Source organism: Emticicia aquatilis (assembly GCF_014644295.1).
GTDB classification, from domain to species: Bacteria; Bacteroidota; Bacteroidia; order Cytophagales; family Spirosomataceae; genus Emticicia; species Emticicia aquatilis.
Window position 1 is genome coordinate 1 of sequence record NZ_BMKK01000013.1, and the last position, 17,177, is coordinate 17,177.

General features: G+C 38.5%; 15 protein-coding genes. 9 read left to right on the forward strand and 6 right to left on the reverse strand.

Translation table 11 applies throughout. The features are described 5' to 3' along the window. Window positions 1-194: 194 nt before the first annotated feature. Together IEX65_RS23400 and moeB are read right to left on the reverse strand one after the other, a co-directional pair. Window positions 195-638 carry a GreA/GreB family elongation factor gene (locus tag IEX65_RS23400; protein ID WP_188769945.1) on the reverse strand — a complete coding sequence of 148 codons (444 nt, stop codon included), beginning with the start codon at window positions 636-638 and terminating at the stop codon, window positions 195-197. Between the two features lie 3 nt (window positions 639-641). Then, a complete protein-coding gene (moeB, locus tag IEX65_RS23405; protein WP_188769947.1) occupies window positions 642-1,748 on the reverse strand; it encodes a molybdopterin-synthase adenylyltransferase MoeB in 1,107 nt (368 codons plus the stop codon). 196 nt (window positions 1,749-1,944) lie between these two features. On the opposite strand from moeB, the gene bamJ reads away from it, so the two are divergent. From bamJ to IEX65_RS23445, 8 genes are all read left to right on the forward strand, one after another. Next, window positions 1,945-2,697, forward strand: coding sequence for a BamJ family beta-barrel-assembly machinery protein (bamJ, locus tag IEX65_RS23410; RefSeq protein ID WP_188769949.1), 753 nt, complete (start codon window positions 1,945-1,947; stop codon window positions 2,695-2,697). 68 nt (window positions 2,698-2,765) lie between these two features. Beyond that, window positions 2,766-4,832, forward strand: a complete 2,067-nt coding sequence (locus tag IEX65_RS23415) for a carboxy terminal-processing peptidase (protein WP_188769951.1) — start codon at window positions 2,766-2,768, stop codon at window positions 4,830-4,832. Between the two features lie 130 nt (window positions 4,833-4,962). Then, entirely contained in the window at window positions 4,963-6,972 is a 2,010-nt protein-coding gene (locus tag IEX65_RS23420) for a hypothetical protein (protein ID WP_188769953.1), read from the forward strand. 148 nt (window positions 6,973-7,120) lie between these two features. Continuing rightward, on the forward strand, window positions 7,121-7,564 hold the full coding sequence (locus tag IEX65_RS23425; protein ID WP_188769955.1) for a DUF6934 family protein: 444 nt from the start codon (window positions 7,121-7,123) through the stop codon (window positions 7,562-7,564). Then, the gene (locus tag IEX65_RS23430; RefSeq protein ID WP_188769958.1) at window positions 7,561-7,704 is read left to right on the forward strand and encodes a hypothetical protein; all 144 of its coding nucleotides are present in this window, start codon (window positions 7,561-7,563) and stop codon (window positions 7,702-7,704) included. Before IEX65_RS23425 ends, IEX65_RS23430 begins: the two co-directional genes overlap by 4 nt. 72 nt (window positions 7,705-7,776) lie before the next feature. Beyond that, on the forward strand, window positions 7,777-8,688 hold the full coding sequence (locus IEX65_RS23435) for a DUF72 domain-containing protein (RefSeq protein WP_188769960.1): 912 nt from the start codon (window positions 7,777-7,779) through the stop codon (window positions 8,686-8,688). A gap of 197 nt (window positions 8,689-8,885) precedes the next feature. Continuing rightward, window positions 8,886-9,467 (forward strand): LOG family protein, encoded by a 582-nt coding sequence (locus IEX65_RS23440; protein WP_188769962.1) that lies wholly within the window; start codon window positions 8,886-8,888, stop codon window positions 9,465-9,467. Between the two features lie 60 nt (window positions 9,468-9,527). Next, window positions 9,528-10,808: a UDP-N-acetylmuramoyl-tripeptide--D-alanyl-D-alanine ligase gene (locus tag IEX65_RS23445; protein ID WP_188769964.1), complete on the forward strand. Its 1,281-nt coding sequence runs from the start codon at window positions 9,528-9,530 to the stop codon at window positions 10,806-10,808. Between the two features lie 56 nt (window positions 10,809-10,864). On the opposite strand, the gene IEX65_RS23450 is transcribed toward IEX65_RS23445, so the two are convergent. The 3 genes from IEX65_RS23450 to IEX65_RS23460 form a co-directional block, all read right to left on the reverse strand. Beyond that, window positions 10,865-11,650 (reverse strand): class I SAM-dependent methyltransferase, encoded by a 786-nt coding sequence (locus IEX65_RS23450; RefSeq protein WP_188769967.1) that lies wholly within the window; start codon window positions 11,648-11,650, stop codon window positions 10,865-10,867. Between the two features lie 117 nt (window positions 11,651-11,767). After that, window positions 11,768-12,673, reverse strand: coding sequence for a glycosyltransferase family 2 protein (locus IEX65_RS23455; protein WP_188769969.1), 906 nt, complete (start codon window positions 12,671-12,673; stop codon window positions 11,768-11,770). 119 nt (window positions 12,674-12,792) lie between these two features. Continuing rightward, complete coding sequence (locus IEX65_RS23460; protein ID WP_188769971.1) at window positions 12,793-13,941, reverse strand: DegT/DnrJ/EryC1/StrS family aminotransferase; 1,149 nt, start codon at window positions 13,939-13,941, stop codon at window positions 12,793-12,795. Window positions 13,942-14,364: 423 nt separating this feature from the next. On the opposite strand from IEX65_RS23460, the gene IEX65_RS23465 reads away from it, so the two are divergent. Then, window positions 14,365-15,693: a DEAD/DEAH box helicase gene (locus tag IEX65_RS23465; RefSeq protein WP_188769972.1), complete on the forward strand. Its 1,329-nt coding sequence runs from the start codon at window positions 14,365-14,367 to the stop codon at window positions 15,691-15,693. 154 nt (window positions 15,694-15,847) lie between these two features. Here the strand turns inward: IEX65_RS23465 and IEX65_RS23470 are convergent, their stop codons facing one another. Next, a complete protein-coding gene (locus IEX65_RS23470; RefSeq protein ID WP_188769975.1) occupies window positions 15,848-17,005 on the reverse strand; it encodes a hypothetical protein in 1,158 nt (385 codons plus the stop codon). Between the last annotated feature and the right edge of the window lie 172 nt (window positions 17,006-17,177).

A 17,177-nucleotide genomic window follows, 5' to 3' on the forward strand; every position in this document is an offset into this window, starting at 1 on the left:
TCATCAGAAATGATGAGACTTTTTTTGTTATTAGCCTATACCAACCAAATTAACAAACAAAAGCGTTGGGCCTCAAACTCAGGTGAGTAGAATAAACTACGAGCATTTTATTTAGTTTTATCCACATAGATTATAAAACATAAACCCCACAGACCAATCCGCAGGGTTTATGAAAGTAAATAAGAGGTCTACTATTAACTAATCGATAGTATTTTGTAAATTTTTCCTCTAAACTCAAAAGTTTCTCCTACTGATTTACCTAAAATAATCTGTCCGATTGGTGCTTCTTGTGAAATCACCATAAATTTTATTCCGTTTAACTCAACTATCCCTGCACCGATTGATACAAAGAAATAGCCCATCGTAGTTTCTATTAATGCTCCAAAAGTCACTTTTGTAAAAAGAGTCTCGATGTCAATTTTATCCAAAGAAAGGCGTTCTTGACGTGCCTGTCCGTACATTCTGCCGTTCATTTCTCGGTCGAGTTGCCCCATTGCTCGGGCTGTTTCGTATTTATCTCCTGCCGAACTTTTTCCTTCTTCATTTGCGGAGTTTTTTGCCGCTTCCATTGCTTCAAAAGAAGTTTGCATACGGCTTTCTATCAATTTCTTTACTTTTTCTAATAATTGTTGTTTCATGTATTAATTAATTCTCTTTTCAGCGGTGATATTTTGTAGAAAAGAAGGGTTATCATTTAAGATTTTATTCATTCCTCCAGTTAGATTTAAAAGATTGTCGTAGCCATATTGTTCTTGAAGAATTTTTATAGCTTTCTGACTTCGAATACCACTTTGGCAATGCACAACTACCGTTTTATCTCGACTGATTTTTGGTAAATGCTTTTCAAATTCTGACAAAGGCATTAATTCTCCGCCAATGTTTCGGGCTTCGTATTCGTGCTTTTCTCTTACATCAATTAGTTGGTAATCGCCTAATGAGTTTAATCTTTCAAACGTTATATCATTCGCTGATTTTAGTCCACAAAAAGCTTCATAATTAATTAGTTGAGTAATTTTTGATGTTTCGGGCATCTTGGGAATTTTAATAATTCTGCTTTGCATCGAAAGCGTATCCAATACTAATAATTTTCCTGAAAGTGGTTCGCCTACATTTGTAATAACTTTGATAGCTTCAAGTGCTTGCATTGAACCAATAATTCCAGGCAAAACGCCCAAAACACCAGCTTCAGCACAGTTTGGTGCTTGCTCAGGTGGTGGTGGAGTTGGGAATAAATCTCGATAAGTAGCTGAGTTTTTATGATTAAAAACTGCAACTTGCCCCTCAAAACGATGAATTGCACCATAAACGAATGGTTTATCAAGTATCACGCAGGCGTCATTTACCAAATACCGAGTCGGGAAATTATCGGTTCCATCAATCACAATGTCATAATCTTTGATGATTTCTAAGGCATTGCTGGCACTTAATTGAGTTGGATATTGATTAAATTTGACTAAAGGATTTAATGCTGATAATCGGTTAATGCTTTCACTAATTTTCTCATGTCCAACTGCTGAAGAACTATATAAAATTTGCCTTTGGAGATTGCTAATATCAATTTTGTCGTTTTCAACGACACCAATCGTACCTACACCAGCCGCTGTTAAGTATAACAAAATAGGGCTACCGAGTCCGCCACAACCAATTACCAAAACCTTTGATTGTTTTAGTTTTTCTTGTCCAGCTAAGCCAAATTCTGGCATCAGCATTTGTCGATTATATCTTTGAAATTCTTCGGGTGTGAGCATATTACAAAGGGAGCAATAAAGAAGCTATTTCTTAAAATATGTTAAATAATTACGATTACAACAAGCTAACGAATCATTTCTCTCGTAAATGTGTAATTATTACATAGTTTTTTAATAGAAATACTAATTTTTAGACTAAAAGTACGTTTATTTGTTATTTATAAAAAAGTTAATTCAAAATAAGTATATCTGAGAAATGAAAAAAACATTTATTGCTTTCGCTACTTTTATTCTAATAACACAATTTTCGTTTGCACAAAACACAAAAGCACCAGCTGCCAAGCCTAAAACACCAGCTGCAAAACCAGCTACGACTACAAAAACTGTAGTTGTTGCTCCGTCATCAGCGGAAGGTATGAAAAACGGTGTTGATTCGATTAGCTACGCTATCGGTATGAATATTGCTGGTAATTTAAAACAACAAAATCTGAAAGTTAATTCAGCGATGATGGCAAAAGCCATTGACCAAATATTGAATGGACAATCGACTTGGATGGACCCCAATGCTGCAAATGCCTATATTCAGGGGTATTTTCAGAACGAATCAATGAAAAAAGGGGCAGCTAATAAGGCTGTTGGAGATAAATTTTTGGCTGAAAATAAAACCAAAGCTGGTGTTGTTACTTTGCCAAGTGGCCTGCAATACTCAATCATGAAAGAGGGTAACGGTGCAAAACCTGCTTCTTCTGATAAAGTAAAAGTACATTATCACGGTACGTTGATTGATGGAAGTGTTTTTGATAGCTCAGTGGAGCGTGGACAACCTGCCGAATTTGGTGTAACGCAGGTGATTCAAGGTTGGGTAGAAGCTCTTCAATTAATGCCAGTTGGTTCGAAATGGAAATTATTTATTCCTTCAAACTTGGCGTATGGCCCACAAGGCCCACCAAGCATCGGCCCGAATCAAGTTTTGATTTTCGAGGTTGAATTGCTTGATATTGTGAAGTAACAATATCGCTCTAAAATATGACATTTTTTAAATATACACTCCCCTTCAGGGGACAGGGGTTACAAATTATGAAAAGAATCATCGTTCTACTAACCTTAACTGGTCTTTTTGGTTGTTTTGAAAACAAAGCCCAAAACTCGTCGTCGCCAACGTATGGCTATAACGATTTGAAACCTACTCGTACGCAAGAGCAGGTTGAGCAGTTTGCTACCCAGTTTTTGAGTTATCACCACTACCAAAAGTTTAAGCTCGATGATGATTTTTCGGCAAAAGTTTGGGATAATTTTTTGAAAGATGTAGATGGTGGACATTCATATTTTCTTGAAAGCGACATCAAATCTTTTGAAAAATATCGTAATGGTATTGATGAAGATTTATTGGAAGGAGATTTGACCGCTCCATTTGAAGTTTTCAATCTTTATCGCAAACGCTACAAAGAACGTCACGATTTTATTATGGCTTTGCTTGATAAGCCATTTGATTTTACGACCGACGAAAGCTACGAAACTGACCGTGAAAAAAGCAATTGGGCAAAATCAACGGCTGAGTTGGATGATGTTTGGCGTAAGATTGTAAAAAGTCAGGTACTTGACCTGAAATTAAGTGGAAGCAAAGATTCTGCAACAATAGCAACCCTGAAAGACCGCTATAAGCGTTGGGAAACTCGTATTGCTAAATGGAGAGCCGATGACGTATTCCAGTCGTTTATGAATGCTTTTTCTGAAACTATCGACCCTCATACAAACTATATGATTCCGAGTACAGCTGCTCAGTTTAATATCGAAATGAGCCAGTCGGTAGAAGGAATTGGTGCTTCGTTGAGAAACGAAGGTGATTATGTAATGATTGCCGAAATTATCCCTGGAGGCCCGTTATTTAAAAGTGGACAAGCAACCAAAAATGACAGAATTGTGGCTGTAGCTCAAGGCGAAAACGGAACATGGCAAGATATTGTTGGCTGGCTAACAGATGATGCTGTAAAGCTAATTAGAGGCACAAAAGGAACAGTTGTTCGTGTAAGACTCCTACCGGGCGATGCACCTGCGGGTTCACCAACAAAAGAGCTACGTTTAGTTCGTGAAAAAGTAAAACTCGAAGAAGCAGTTGCCAAAGGTGAAGTTGTACCGATGAAAAAAGATGGTAAAGACTATAAACTGGGTGTAATTGATATTCCGATGTTCTATCGTGATTTTGAAGATGCTCGCCGTGGCGGTGATTTTCAGAGTACAACAAAAGATGTTAAGCGTTTCTTGAATGACTTTAAAGCTAAAGGTGTAGACGGTGTAGTGATTGACCTTCGTAATAACGGTGGTGGCTCGCTGACTGAAGCCATTAATCTTACTGGTCTATTCATCACAAAAGGCCCAGTTGTTCAACGCCGTGATAATAACGGTAGTGTTGATGTAGAGAGTGACACCGACCCTGAATTGGTTTATAATGGCCCATTAGTTATTCTTCAAAATCGTTTTAGTGCTTCGGCTTCGGAGATTTTTGCGGGAGCTATTCAAGATTATAAGCGTGGAGTAATTGTTGGCGAACAATCTTTCGGAAAAGGAACAGTGCAACAATTAGTTGATTTAGACCAGTTTTTGCTCGCACCTCGTACTGCGTCTACCGATAAAAAACCAGCGGTAGGTTTCGACCAAAAAGAAAGATACGGACAATTGAAATTGACAACTGAGAAGTTTTATCGCATCACAGGAAATAGCACTCAACGCAAAGGAGTTTCGGCTGATATTTTATTGCCAACACCTTTCGACCCAGAGGAAATGGGAGAAAGTTCTCAACCAAGTGCATTGCCGTATGACCAAGTAAAAACTTCTGATTACGAGAAAACAACTGTTATCAACGAGAAAATATTGGCCAAATTGCAAGAAAAATACCAAGCTCGTTTGAAATCAGACCAAGAATTGAAGCAATTAACCGATGATTTGGCCGAGTATCGTAAGATAAAAGATATTACTGTTATTTCGCTGAATGAAGCTAAACGCAAGCAAGAGCGTGATGAAAACGAAAAACGCAGAAAAGCTGTAAATAAATTAAGCTCAGGCGAAAAAGATGAAAAAGAAAAAGATATTATCTTGTCCGAAAGTGAGCGTATTCTCTGTGATTTAATTTCATCATCACAGAAATAATAATCAACTATTTTTTCTAAAGAAACCCCCAGATGAGCCAATCAACTGGGGGTTTCTTATTTTTTTAAGGTTAAATTGTTATCTTTTATTGGTATTTCATAACTTTGTATATAACCTATGATGAAATTCGATGACAACTGATACTTATACACAAACGTCGATGTTTGATTTGTGGCGTCAGAATCATTATTTATACAAAGATAAATATACTTCGCACCAGACGTCGTACATCGAGAATCTGTTGCCCGAAATTGCCGTTCAGCTAAATGTTTATGATATTATAGACATTCTTCAACGTCGATTTGGCAATGATATTATCCAAAGGGCATTAGACCCCAGTCGTGGTATCGAAAGCCCCGTAAGCTATCACCAAGATAGCCAATGGCTGAAGAAGTCGAATATGGTGGGCATCAATGTCCGTACCATCAACAACTTTTTCAATGTCGTCAAATACGCACTAACGATTCCAAAATCACAAGATTCGATACATTTATTGCCTATTTGGGAGCCAGGAGTAGTTGGCAGCCTCTATGGCATGACAACTTTCAATATAAACCCTGAGTTTTACAGTCAAGAATTGGCTACTGCTATCCCGTCGCTTGATTCGGTCGAGAAACAACTCAAATTTGTGGTGAATATCTTGCATGCAATGGGCAAGAGCGTAGGCATGGACGTGATTCCACACACCGACCGTTTTTCGGAAATGGTCATTGCATATCCTCGCTTTTTTGAGTGGGTACGCAGGGTTGGAGGAAGAATTACGAGCAATTCAGAAACAATTTATAGAGAGGTCGAAGAAATTATTTGGCATTATTTAGTACGTAATGGCACAGCCAACGGAACACCGATTTCTTACTCAAAAAACACGCTGTTTTCGCCCGAAATTCCAATTTTGAGCGATGAACAACGATTGGAAATAATATTCGGTTATAAAAACGATTTTCAAGGCCGTCTTCGCCGCCGCATTGAGTTAATGCACGAACTAATTTACCAAGGCTACGAAACCCTTCCGATGACAATGGCACCGCCGTACCGTGGGCTACACATCAATCCCGAAGAATTTGTGATTGATGAAAACGGAAACCGTTGGTACACTTATGAATTTGATGAGCCACAGGCAATGTCGAGGGTTTTTGGCCCTTTGGCACGCTATAAGTTTTTTCACTCAAAAGATGATAACGCTAATTGGATATTAGATTTTGAGAACCCAAATAAATATGCGTGGGAGTATTTCTGTCAAAAAGTGTATGAATGTCAGAAAACCTATAATTTAGATTTTATGCGGGGCGATATGGCTCATGTTCAACCCCGACCAGATGGCGTACCAGCCAGACCCGATGAATATTATGACCCACTGATGGCCGTAAAGCATTATGTGCAGAAACAAGGCGTCAAGCATTTTGCATTTTTTGCTGAAACTTTTTTAGTTGACCCTGATTTTATGGGATATGGCGATGAAAATGACCACTTGGAGGCCATTGATGCCGATTCTACACTCGGAGATTTACAGTCTTCGGTGGTAGGTTCTCCCGAGTTTATGCAGAAATTTGTGAAGTACAATCAATTGCTTCGCACTCGTAAATTCGCACCAAATTTTACGGTTATGACAGCTGATAAAGATGACCCTCGTTTTGATGAGTTTTATCGAACTGCCAATTATCTGCGTTTGTTTGTTTCGTTGTTTTTGACTGATATGCCAAGCTATGTAGGTTTGGGCTTTGAAACACGCAATATGCACCTTGAAAGAGGCAAAAATGAAGAATATACGAAACTATACGTTTTTGCAATTCGAGATGATAATGACCGAGATAAAGTAACTCACGGGCCATTTATTTGGGGTAAAAATCACTATCAGTTTCATTTGTTTCAGCAAATGCACCAACTGGCTGAAAATATTTGGGAGGAAATCAAAGGCCGTTCGGTGAAATGGCTTTTAGAACCAACCGAAGAGCAAAAATTGATGATTTGGACACTGCAAGATAATCCGAAGTACGTTTTTGTGGTAAACTTCGACCCATATAATGGTATTGACGAAAATCTTTTGCGAGAAAAGACCTTCAATCATCCACTCAACCAAATCTTTACGACTGGGCATTATAGCCAGCAGCATGAGTGCAGGGTTTATCGTTTGAACGATTGATAGAATATTAATAAATCACACAAAAGTCTCATACCTACTCGATAGGTATGAGACTTTAATTATACTACGACCATGGATTTCGGAAAACTCAAAGATATTTCAGATGTAGATTTTACACTTTTGTTAAGCATTCATCATTAAAAAGTATATGGAAGAAAAGTATTACGATTTTGAACGCCCTATTTCAGAAATTCGTTATAACTTTAAAAGCATTAGTCAAGAAAAAGAGGTTTCTAAGCGAGTAATTTTTACTACTTCAGATTATCAAAACTTTTATAACTTAGCTTTAGTTGATGTTTTTGATGATGGTAGCATCTCTGATATTTCTGAAACTCGAAATAAAGATATGATAATGGTTTTAGCGACAGTTATCAAAATTATTGAAGAGTTTTTGGATAAATATCCAGATGTATTTCTAATATTTCAGGGTAGTGATAAAAGACGGCAACGTCTATATCGACTAATTATCAGTCGGGAAATGCCTAATATTGAAAAAAAGTTTATAGTTTTAGGTGGATTTGAAAACTCACAGCCTGAACACTTTCGACTTAATCAAGAATATGATTATTTCATTATTTCAAAAATAAGATGAAAAACAAGCCAATATCTGCAACACAAAAGACTGGTTATCAAGTAGTTGATGATAAGCTACGAGCGGCTAATTCATATTTAAAAACAATAGATATGGATAAATTGCATGAAACTGTGCGACAAGGTAAAAAAGAAAAATAACTTCTTGAATTAATTTTATTCTAAAGTCTCATACCTACCCGATAGGTATGAGACTTTAATTATACTACGACCATGGATTTCGGAAAACTCAAAGATATTTCAGATGTAGATTTTACACTTCCGCCAGATAATCCATTAACTGCACAAACCCTTGCGGCAGTATCTCCGAAAGTTTCTCAGCCCGATTTATATTTTGGTCCACCGATTTGGGCGAATAAAAGCTGGGCGGGAAAGATTTACCCATCAAATGCCAAGGATAAAGATTTTTTACATTACTATACTCGCCAGTTTAACACCATTGAACTGAATGTAACGCATTACCAAATTCCGACCGAAGAAACGATTATCCGTTGGAAAGAATCGGCCGCTGATGGTTTTAAGTTTTGCCCGAAATTTCCGCAAGTAATTAGCCATGACCGTCAACTGATTGGCTGTGAGTTTCTTACCGAACAATTCTGCACGGCGGTTTTGGGCTTGGAAGAGCATTTGGGAATGACTTTCTTGCAGCTTTCACCGATGTTCGACCCACGAAGGCTGAAAAGTTTAGAAAATTACTTAAAATCTTTACCGCCAAATTTTCCTGTTTCGGTTGAGTTTCGTCATTCTGATTGGTTTAAAGATGCCAAAGTTTGGGCAAATACCTGTGCAATGCTCACCGAAATGAAAGTTGGAACGGTGATTTCAGATGTTTCTGGCCGACGAGATGTACTTCATGCCACACTTACGACGCCAAAACTTACGCTTCGGTTTGTAGGCAACGAGCTTCACCCGACAGATTACACTCGTATCAATGCGTGGTGTGAACGTATAAAAACTTGGCTTGATATGGGTTTAGAAAGTGCTTATATTTTTGTGCATTGTGGCGATAATGAATTTGCTCCCGAACTCACAAAATATTGGATAAATAAGATTAATGCGAAAACAGGCCTAAATCTGCAAGAACCTAAAATAATTCCACAGGTTGTGCAGGGTAGTTTGTTCTGAAAAAAATGTTGCATTATATTGTTCAAGTCCATAAATTGCACGAAAATCCGAAAATGTATCCACTTAACAACAAAGATTTTTTTTCCTGACAAATTTAGCGAACAAAATAAGCCCGACGTTTCGTTGGGTTTTATTTTTTAAATAAAACGCCTCATTTTTTATAAACATCAAGAAACAAAAAACACTTAATTGAAGCTATGCAAGCGATATTAGTTTACTGTGGAGCAAATCCTGGAACAAAACCTATTTATAAAGAAACTGCCGAGAAACTGGGCAAAGTTTTAGCTGAAAATAATATCCGTCTTATCTACGGCGGAGGAAGCGTTGGATTGATGGGAATTGTGGCCGACTCGGTTTTGGCAAATAACGGACAAGTTACGGGTATTATTCCGCACTTTTTAGACCGTATGGAAGTTGGACATAAAAGCCTACCCGAAATGCACAAGGTAGAAACCATGCACGAACGTAAGGCTTTGATGGAAAAGCTCTGTGATGGCATTATTACATTGCCTGGAGGTTATGGTAGCATGGACGAACTTTTCGAGATTTTGTCATGGTCTCAGTTGGGACTTCACCAAAAGCCAGTGGGTTTGCTTAATGTCAATGGTTTTTATGACCACCTCTTAAAGCAATTAGATGTAATGGTTGAAGAAGGTTTCTTGAAAGCCGAAAATCGTGCATTGGTAATTGTGGCCGATAATATTGAAGAATTAATGGAGAAAATGTCGAGTTTTAAAGCATCTTACCACGAAAAATGGTTGAATAGAGAGCAGATTTGAGAAGGTAAATTGCTTTTAGTTTATCTTTGTAAAAAACTTCGACACTTATTATAGAAAACCATGTCTATTGCCGAATTATATCAAAAATTTAAAGTCAGCAACGGAATTTCGACCGATACCCGAAAAATCAACGAAGGAGTAATGTTTTTTGCTCTGAAAGGCGATAAATTCAATGCTAACTCGTTTGCTCATGAAGCACTCAGCAAAGGTGCAAAATACGTAGTGATTGACGAGGCCGAATATGCTACCGACGAACGTTGCATTTTGGTTGGTGATGTGCTTTATACGCTTCAGAAATTGGCTAATTACCACCGTCAACAGCTCAGTATTCCGTTTGTGGGCATGACTGGCTCGAATGGAAAAACCACTTCTAAAGAGTTAGTTGCGGCAGTTTTATCAAAGAAATTCAAGACTTATTATACAAAAGGAAATCTCAATAATCATATTGGTGTGCCGCTTACATTGCTTGGAATTGACGAAAGCTACGAAATTGCGGTAATCGAAATGGGAGCAAATCACCAAGGCGAAATCAGAGATTTATCTAATATTTGTGAACCGACGCACGGCTTCATCACGAATGTTGGAAAGGCTCACTTAGAAGGTTTTGGAGGTGTTGAAGGGGTGAAAAAAGGCAAAGGAGAATTGTATGATTTTTTAGCAAAATCAGGCGGAACAGTTTTCGTAAGTGCCAAAAGTACGGCATTGCTCGAAATGGCCGCTCAGCGGAAATTCAAAGAGAGAATCGACTATTTAGCTGATGATGAGGTTGTTATGTTGCAAGATTCACCAGTGGTTAGATTCTCCGCAAATGGCTCTCAATACGAAACGCATTTGCCAGGCTCATATAATTTTGAAAATATTGCCGCAGCTTTGGCCATTGGAAAATACTTTGGTGTGTCACCTGAATTGGCAAATGAGGCTGTTTCTGAATACAATCCTGATAATAATCGCTCTCAGATTGTAGAAAAAGGTACAAATAGCATTTTGCTCGATGCCTACAATGCTAATCCATCGTCAATGTCGGCTTCAATTCAGAATTTTATCAATCTGAAAACCGATAAAAAGAAAGTCGTGATTTTGGGAGATATGTTTGAATTAGGCGAAGAAGGACCCGCCGAACACCGTCTGATTGGCGAATTAGTAGCCAAAGGAAACTTTGATTTGGTAGTTTTATTCGGCGAATTAATGACAAATGCCCTCGAGTTTTTACCGAATGCTTTCTATTTTTCTGATAAGTTTTCGTTACATAACTGGCTGATTGATAAACAATTAAAAGATTCTTATGTATTGATAAAAGGTTCGAGAGGAGTTAGTTTGGAGACTGTTGTGCAGTTTTTGTAGCAATCAAAATATATTGAGAGGGGATATTTTAACAGAATATCCTCCTTTTTTATGTCTTATGATTTTTTCTGAAAAGTGACGCACAAGTGCTTATGCAAAAGCAAAGTTTGATTTGTATTAAGAGAATGTTGCTCTGCCAAAACTTCTTTTTCTATCGAATTTGACGTTTTTCGAGAAAGGCGTTTAAGCGTGCGAAACGAACGAAGATGAAAAAAAATGCCCAAAAATAGATACGAAATCAAAGAACTTATGCTTAGTTGGTTGGCATGAACCTTCTGTAATTTTAAGCCTGCTAAACCTGCCAGTGTTCGTAGCCTTTGGGCGGTGCAAAGATATACTCGACCATTATAAATATGGCTATCATCGTAGCCAATTACACTTGCTTCGTTCGACGAAAACATATCGCTTCGCTCTGCTTCTACCCACAAATTTCCGAGGCGACCGTTAAGGCTGCTGTTATTGGGCTTTGTTACGATTAAAATACCGTTGGGCTTGAGTATTCTTGAAAGTTCTTGTAGTAGCGAAGTCTGATTAGGAATATGTTCGATTGTTTCCATCAAAAGAACATAATCAGCTGAATTAGCTTCGATGGGTAGTTTTTGGTTTAAATCAATGGGCTGGCAAGTTAGTGAATCGCTTTTGAAAATATCGGGATACATATCAAAAGCCTTTACGACGGCACCAGCATTGTGCCACAAATTAGCAACATAGCCCGAACCAGCCGAAACATCAATCACAGTTTTTCCTTTTACCTCGTTTTCTTCAACAAAACGATGAATAAACTCCAAAGCAGCTCCTTTTGAGTGTGGTACTTGTTTGATTTGTGATTTATATTTCGACATTAGAGGGCGTTGTTGTTATAGTTTCATATTGTTGCAAATTGTTAGTTTTTGTTTTAATAAGAGGTTTTCAATGCCTTTCTCAACAATCTGCAACAAAACAAACCCTTTAAACAAATTTTAAGATATATCAATCGGACGACTTTTAAACTTAACCTTCCATCTATCAATTTGTTTTTTTAAGCGAAGTGTAAAGTTTTCTTCGGGGTCGGGTAGTTTACCCAAAAACTTTGTTCCGATTTTTAGATAATTTTTGAAAAACGTATTGCTACTCATACCCCACTTCAAAATAAACTCTGTACGGCCGTCATTGCGTTTTACTCGTCCTGTACTTCGGCTGGCAAAATGATAAACCCTGCTTTTTCCCAAACCTTTGTAATATCTTACACCATAGTGCCAGAGTTTTATCATAAAATCGGGGTCGCTGTACATCCCTGGGAAAAACTCAACGCTTAACCCACCAACCGCCCGATAAACAAACGTTGGTAAAACCATCGGATACCATTGGCTACCATTCCAGTCTTCTTTTGGGTAAGTGGCATATTCTGCTAAAAATTTCTCTTCATCAAATTCCGAAGGGTGCGTGCCATAGTTTTTATCAGCTATCACACAGGCATTTCCTTTATCGAAACCCTCAATCATTGTTCCGCTGATGCACCATTTATCATCTGTTTGTTTGGCTACTTCTTCAAACAAGTAGAAGTCCCAATCGGGGCATAAGTACATGTCATCATCAATGAAAACTAAGTATTCGGCAGTAGCCAAATGCGAAGCGGCATTGAAACCATAGCAAACACCCGAATTTTGCGAGCTTTTTGTATAGCTAATATCACCTTGAGCAATTACCCAATCTTCTGAGCCATCGTTCCCTTCATTTACGTGAACAATAATTTGGTGCTTGTATCGACTATTTTTCTTGATACTATTGACCACACATTTCAAATAGTCAATATTATTCCACGATGGAATGAGTATAGAAAAAATAGGAGAGTAGTCTAAGGCTACTTTTTTATGAATAAAATCCACTTACAATAATTGATAATTGATAATGAAAAATGGAGAAGTATTAGGTGATAAAGATTGGGAAAAGTAGAATTGATGATTAGTATTCATAATTATCAATTCTACATTCTCAATTAAAGATATCACCATCCTTTGCGTAAGACATAAGCAATGTATGCCACATCTTCTTCGGTTACTTTGGCGTGAAGTGGTAATACTAAATAACGTTCTTCGATGGCATCCATCTTAGGGAATTGTCCCGGTGTACGGCCACCAAAAATGCTATATTTATCGTTTCTGTAATGTACTTGACCTGATTCGATGCCGTGTTCACGAAGGTGTTTCATCAAATTTTCACGGTCGTCAACTTCGGCAGTTAATAGCCATGCTGCGTGTTCACGGTCGGTGTATTCGCTTCCGATTACTCTGATTCCTCTAATATCTTTCAATAAATCGCAATAGAGACGATAGAGTTTCTGACGATGAGCCAAATGGTCGTCAAACTCATCGATTGCTGCAAGGCCGATACTGGCAGCAATATCGGTCATTTGGTATTTATAACCAACTTCAGTAATATCGTTTTCCCAAATGCCTTTTTGTTTGCTGCTACGGTCAATGCCGAACCAACGTAAACGTTTGGCTTTTTCTACCAAAGATTTATCTTTTACGACCAACATTCCGCCATCACCAGTGGTAATGTGCTTGATTGCTTGAAACGAAAACATCGTAAAATCGCTTTGGCTACCGATATACTCGCCTTTGTATTTTGCACCAACGGCATGAGCTGCATCTTCAATGATAGCAATATTGTGTTTACGGCCAAGTTCCCAAAGTTCGTCCATGTCACATGGCAAACCGCCATAATGCACACAAACAATCGCTTTGGTTTTTGGTGTAATGAGTTGGGCTACGTGCTTCACATCAATATTGAGGTTGGCGTCAATATCGGCAAAAACAATTTTTACTCCCATATACAAAAATGGGATGTTGGTAGCTGTACAAGTAAATACTGGGGCAATCACCTCATCGCCTTCTTTGAGGCCAGCCAGTAAATACGACAAATGTAGGGCGTCAGTTCCTGAGCCAACCGCAAGACTTTTGCAAGGAGCGGTAAATTTCTGCTCAAAACGTTGTTCAAATTCATCAACTCTCGGACCTTGACCAATCCAACGAGTATTCAGAACTTCGCTTACGTTTAAAGCAGCTTTGGCTGGAATATTTGGGTGAAACAGAACGATACCGTCACTTGTATCCATGACAGGAAACTCGTTCATGGGCTTTTCAGCAGTCATAAACAATAGTTAAGTTTTAGGTTAGATTGACCAGGTTTTTCTGGAAAATTTATTTTTCACGTTTAAATATACCAAGATAGTTTTAATGCTATACATGGACGTGAACAAAATTAATATTATAAATTTTAATATTCTACAAAAAAAGGATTTTTATCATAAATTTTAATCTTTTAATCTATACATTTGGTGGGTTAGTATGCTGTTTTATGAGTAGCGAAATGCTAAATTATAGTATTAATGACTCAAATTAAAAGAGTGAAAAAGGCTATTTTCGAAGAAAAATTGTCTAAATAATAGACTTTTGTAATCAAGATTCTGGTTTGTGAAATAAGGTTGGAAGCACCTCAGAAATATTAGATTTGGTGTGGTTGAGGCACATAAATATTTCAACAAAATCCTATTTATTGTCCGTACCTTTGTGTCATGGATATTCATCAACAACATTCGCAAATATTGGCCAATCTTGGCATTGAGAAACTAAATCCGATGCAAGTTTCGGCACAAAAAGCCATCACCGCTCGCAATAGCGATACGCTTTTATTGGCACCAACGGGTTCGGGTAAAACGTTGGGTTTTTTATTGCCTGTTTTGCAGTTACTCAAAGCTGACCAAGCTAAAGTACAATGCTTGATACTGGCACCTTCTCGTGAATTGGCTTTGCAGATTGAGCAAGTTTGGAGGAAAATGTCAACGGGTTTTAAAGTAAATGTTTGTTATGGCGGTCATCCAATGGCTACCGAAATACAGAATCTATCAACCCCGCCCGCTTTATTAATAGGCACTCCTGGCCGAATTGCCGACCATATTACTCGTAACACTTTCGCACTTGATGGCATCACGACTTTGGTGCTGGATGAATTCGATAAATCCTTGGATTTGGGGTTTCATGACCAAATGTCTTTTATTATCGAAAATTTACCGAATCTTAATAAAAGAGTATTGGTCTCGGCTACGGCGGGTATTGAAATTCCAGAGTTTACGGGTTTGACCGAACCAAAGGTTTTAGATTTTTTACCTGAGAAAAATACCGAAAATGAACAACTGACGATGAAGTTGGTGATTTCGGACGAAAAAGATAAACTTGATACGGTTTTTGATTTGGTTTGCTCACTTAATTCAGAAGCTGCTTTAATTTTTTGTAATCATCGAGATGCCGCCGAGCGAACAAGCGAATTTTTGAACCAAAAAGGAATTGTTGCTACATTTTATCACGGTGGAATGGAGCAAGACGCCCGTGAACGTGCTTTGATTAGATTCAGAAACGGCAGTGTAAATTATTTGGTCACGACCGACTTGGCGGCTCGTGGGCTGGATATTCCCGAAATGAAACACGTGATTCATTATCATTTGCCACTTCAAGCACACGAATTTGTGCATCGTAATGGTCGTACGGCACGTATGCACGCTTCGGGAACTTCGTATCTGATTTTTAGTATAGATGAAGAACGCCCAGCTTATGTTGACAAAAACTTGGAGGAATTAGTGCTTTCAAAACGTTATCCATTGCCGCAGCTTCCTGAATATCAAACACTTTACATTAGTGGAGGAAAGAAAAATAAACTCAATAAAATTGATATTGTAGGCTTCCTATCACAAAAAGGCCAACTCGAAAAAGGTGATTTAGGGCTTATCGAAGTGAAAGATTTTACATCGTTTGCAGCGGTGAAACGCACAAAAGTAAAGGCACTCCTACAACTTATCAGAGAAGAAAAGATGAAAGGTAAGAAATATAAAATTGAGATTGCGAGGTAGGTTTTTAGTAGTCGACAGTCAACGGTAGTGTCGGTAATTACTCAGTTTGTATTTTTTTGAAAGCAAAAGCGGCCAAAACTTAGACTTTTGACCGCTTTTTGTATTTTGGATAAGTTATCCACGTTTCTGTGGACTACTGACTATGGACTGTTGACTAATTTCTTCTGCCTCTGCCTTCGCTACGGCCGCCGCCATCGTTTGAAGGTCTTTCGCTGCGTTCGGTACGGCCAGCTTCTGAGCTACGTTCGCCACGACCACGATTGCTTTCTGATGTATTTGGCATACTACGTTCGTTACGGCTCGACTCTGCTCCACTGCCACGACCGTAATTATCCGAACGACTTTCGCCTGTATTTGGGCGGTTGTTTCTCGAATCGTTACCGTTATCACGTGGGCTGCGTTCAGTAGGAGTTACTGGAGAGTTTTCGCTTCCACCTCTCGAACCACGCTCATTGTTGTTCCAATCTGGGCGACCGCTGTCACGTGGGCTGCGTTCAGTAGGAGTTACTGGAGAGTTTTCGCTTCCACTTCTTGAACCACGCTCATTGTTGTTCCAATCTGGGCGACTGCTACGGCCGTTGTCGTTGCTTCTTGAGCCTCGCTCGTTGTTATTCCAGTCGGGGCGGGAATTACGATTATTGTCATAGCCATCTCTCGATGAGCGACCGTTGTTACTCCAATCTCTTGATGTACGGTTGTCGTAGCGACCGCCTTCATAACTACGAGAATTATTATTGCTGCGATAACGGCTACGCTCGCTGTAATATTCACGGCCAACACGATTTCGGTCGTTTCTGTACCAACCATTATAGTTCGGGCGAGGCGTATATCCTAAACGAATGTTACCAAATCCACGGCGGTCGAAACGGTAGAAATCAAAACCACCTTGATAGTACCAACGAGGATATCCACGAAGGTCGTTCCAAGCCATATCAAATCCGTAGAATCTGCGGTCGAAATCATATAGTTCGATGCCAACTTGACGGTTGAGATATGCCACATCGTCCCAGATTTCTTGCTGCTCCCAACGATTGAAAATTCCATCTGATAAGTAAGCATATTCTTTACGCTCCACGTCCTCTAAACGACGATACAGACGATTGGCTTCATTACGAGTGATGAGTCCATTTTGAATACCATTGCTGATACGCACTCTGATGTCCCAGTGCCAGTCAAATTCATCATCGTAGTAGTATCGGTCATCATCATAGCCGTAACCATTACCATAGTTATCATAAACACCACCATATTGTGCATTTGCCGAAAGAATAGTAGCGAATACCATCATTGCGGCTATCATGAAATTTCTCATCGTCTTATATAATTAATTGTTAATTTATACTTTAGATGCAGAAAGGTATCAAAAGGTTTGCTACTGATTTGTTAATTGATTGTTAATGGGTTTTGTCTCATTGTAAATAGTTGATTATAAGTTTATTAAATAAATTTATTAATGATTTTTTTGTAGTATTGTAGGACTGGTT

What these genes read in the sequence shown, in the direction of transcription:
- IEX65_RS23400 (WP_188769945.1), bottom strand. Translation starts at nt 638, where the DNA reads ATGAAACAACAATTATTAGAAAAAGTAAAGAAATTGATAGAAAGCCGT.
- moeB (WP_188769947.1), bottom strand. Translation starts at nt 1,748, where the DNA reads ATGCTCACACCCGAAGAATTTCAAAGATATAATCGACAAATGCTGATG.
- bamJ (WP_188769949.1), top strand. Translation starts at nt 1,945, where the DNA reads ATGAAAAAAACATTTATTGCTTTCGCTACTTTTATTCTAATAACACAA.
- IEX65_RS23415 (WP_188769951.1), top strand. Translation starts at nt 2,766, where the DNA reads ATGAAAAGAATCATCGTTCTACTAACCTTAACTGGTCTTTTTGGTTGT.
- IEX65_RS23420 (WP_188769953.1), top strand. Translation starts at nt 4,963, where the DNA reads ATGACAACTGATACTTATACACAAACGTCGATGTTTGATTTGTGGCGT.
- IEX65_RS23425 (WP_188769955.1), top strand. Translation starts at nt 7,121, where the DNA reads ATGGAAGAAAAGTATTACGATTTTGAACGCCCTATTTCAGAAATTCGT.
- IEX65_RS23430 (WP_188769958.1), top strand. Translation starts at nt 7,561, where the DNA reads ATGAAAAACAAGCCAATATCTGCAACACAAAAGACTGGTTATCAAGTA.
- IEX65_RS23435 (WP_188769960.1), top strand. Translation starts at nt 7,777, where the DNA reads ATGGATTTCGGAAAACTCAAAGATATTTCAGATGTAGATTTTACACTT.
- IEX65_RS23440 (WP_188769962.1), top strand. Translation starts at nt 8,886, where the DNA reads ATGCAAGCGATATTAGTTTACTGTGGAGCAAATCCTGGAACAAAACCT.
- IEX65_RS23445 (WP_188769964.1), top strand. Translation starts at nt 9,528, where the DNA reads ATGTCTATTGCCGAATTATATCAAAAATTTAAAGTCAGCAACGGAATT.
- IEX65_RS23450 (WP_188769967.1), bottom strand. Translation starts at nt 11,650, where the DNA reads ATGTCGAAATATAAATCACAAATCAAACAAGTACCACACTCAAAAGGA.
- IEX65_RS23460 (WP_188769971.1), bottom strand. Translation starts at nt 13,941, where the DNA reads ATGACTGCTGAAAAGCCCATGAACGAGTTTCCTGTCATGGATACAAGT.
- IEX65_RS23465 (WP_188769972.1), top strand. Translation starts at nt 14,365, where the DNA reads ATGGATATTCATCAACAACATTCGCAAATATTGGCCAATCTTGGCATT.
- IEX65_RS23470 (WP_188769975.1), bottom strand. Translation starts at nt 17,005, where the DNA reads ATGAGAAATTTCATGATAGCCGCAATGATGGTATTCGCTACTATTCTT.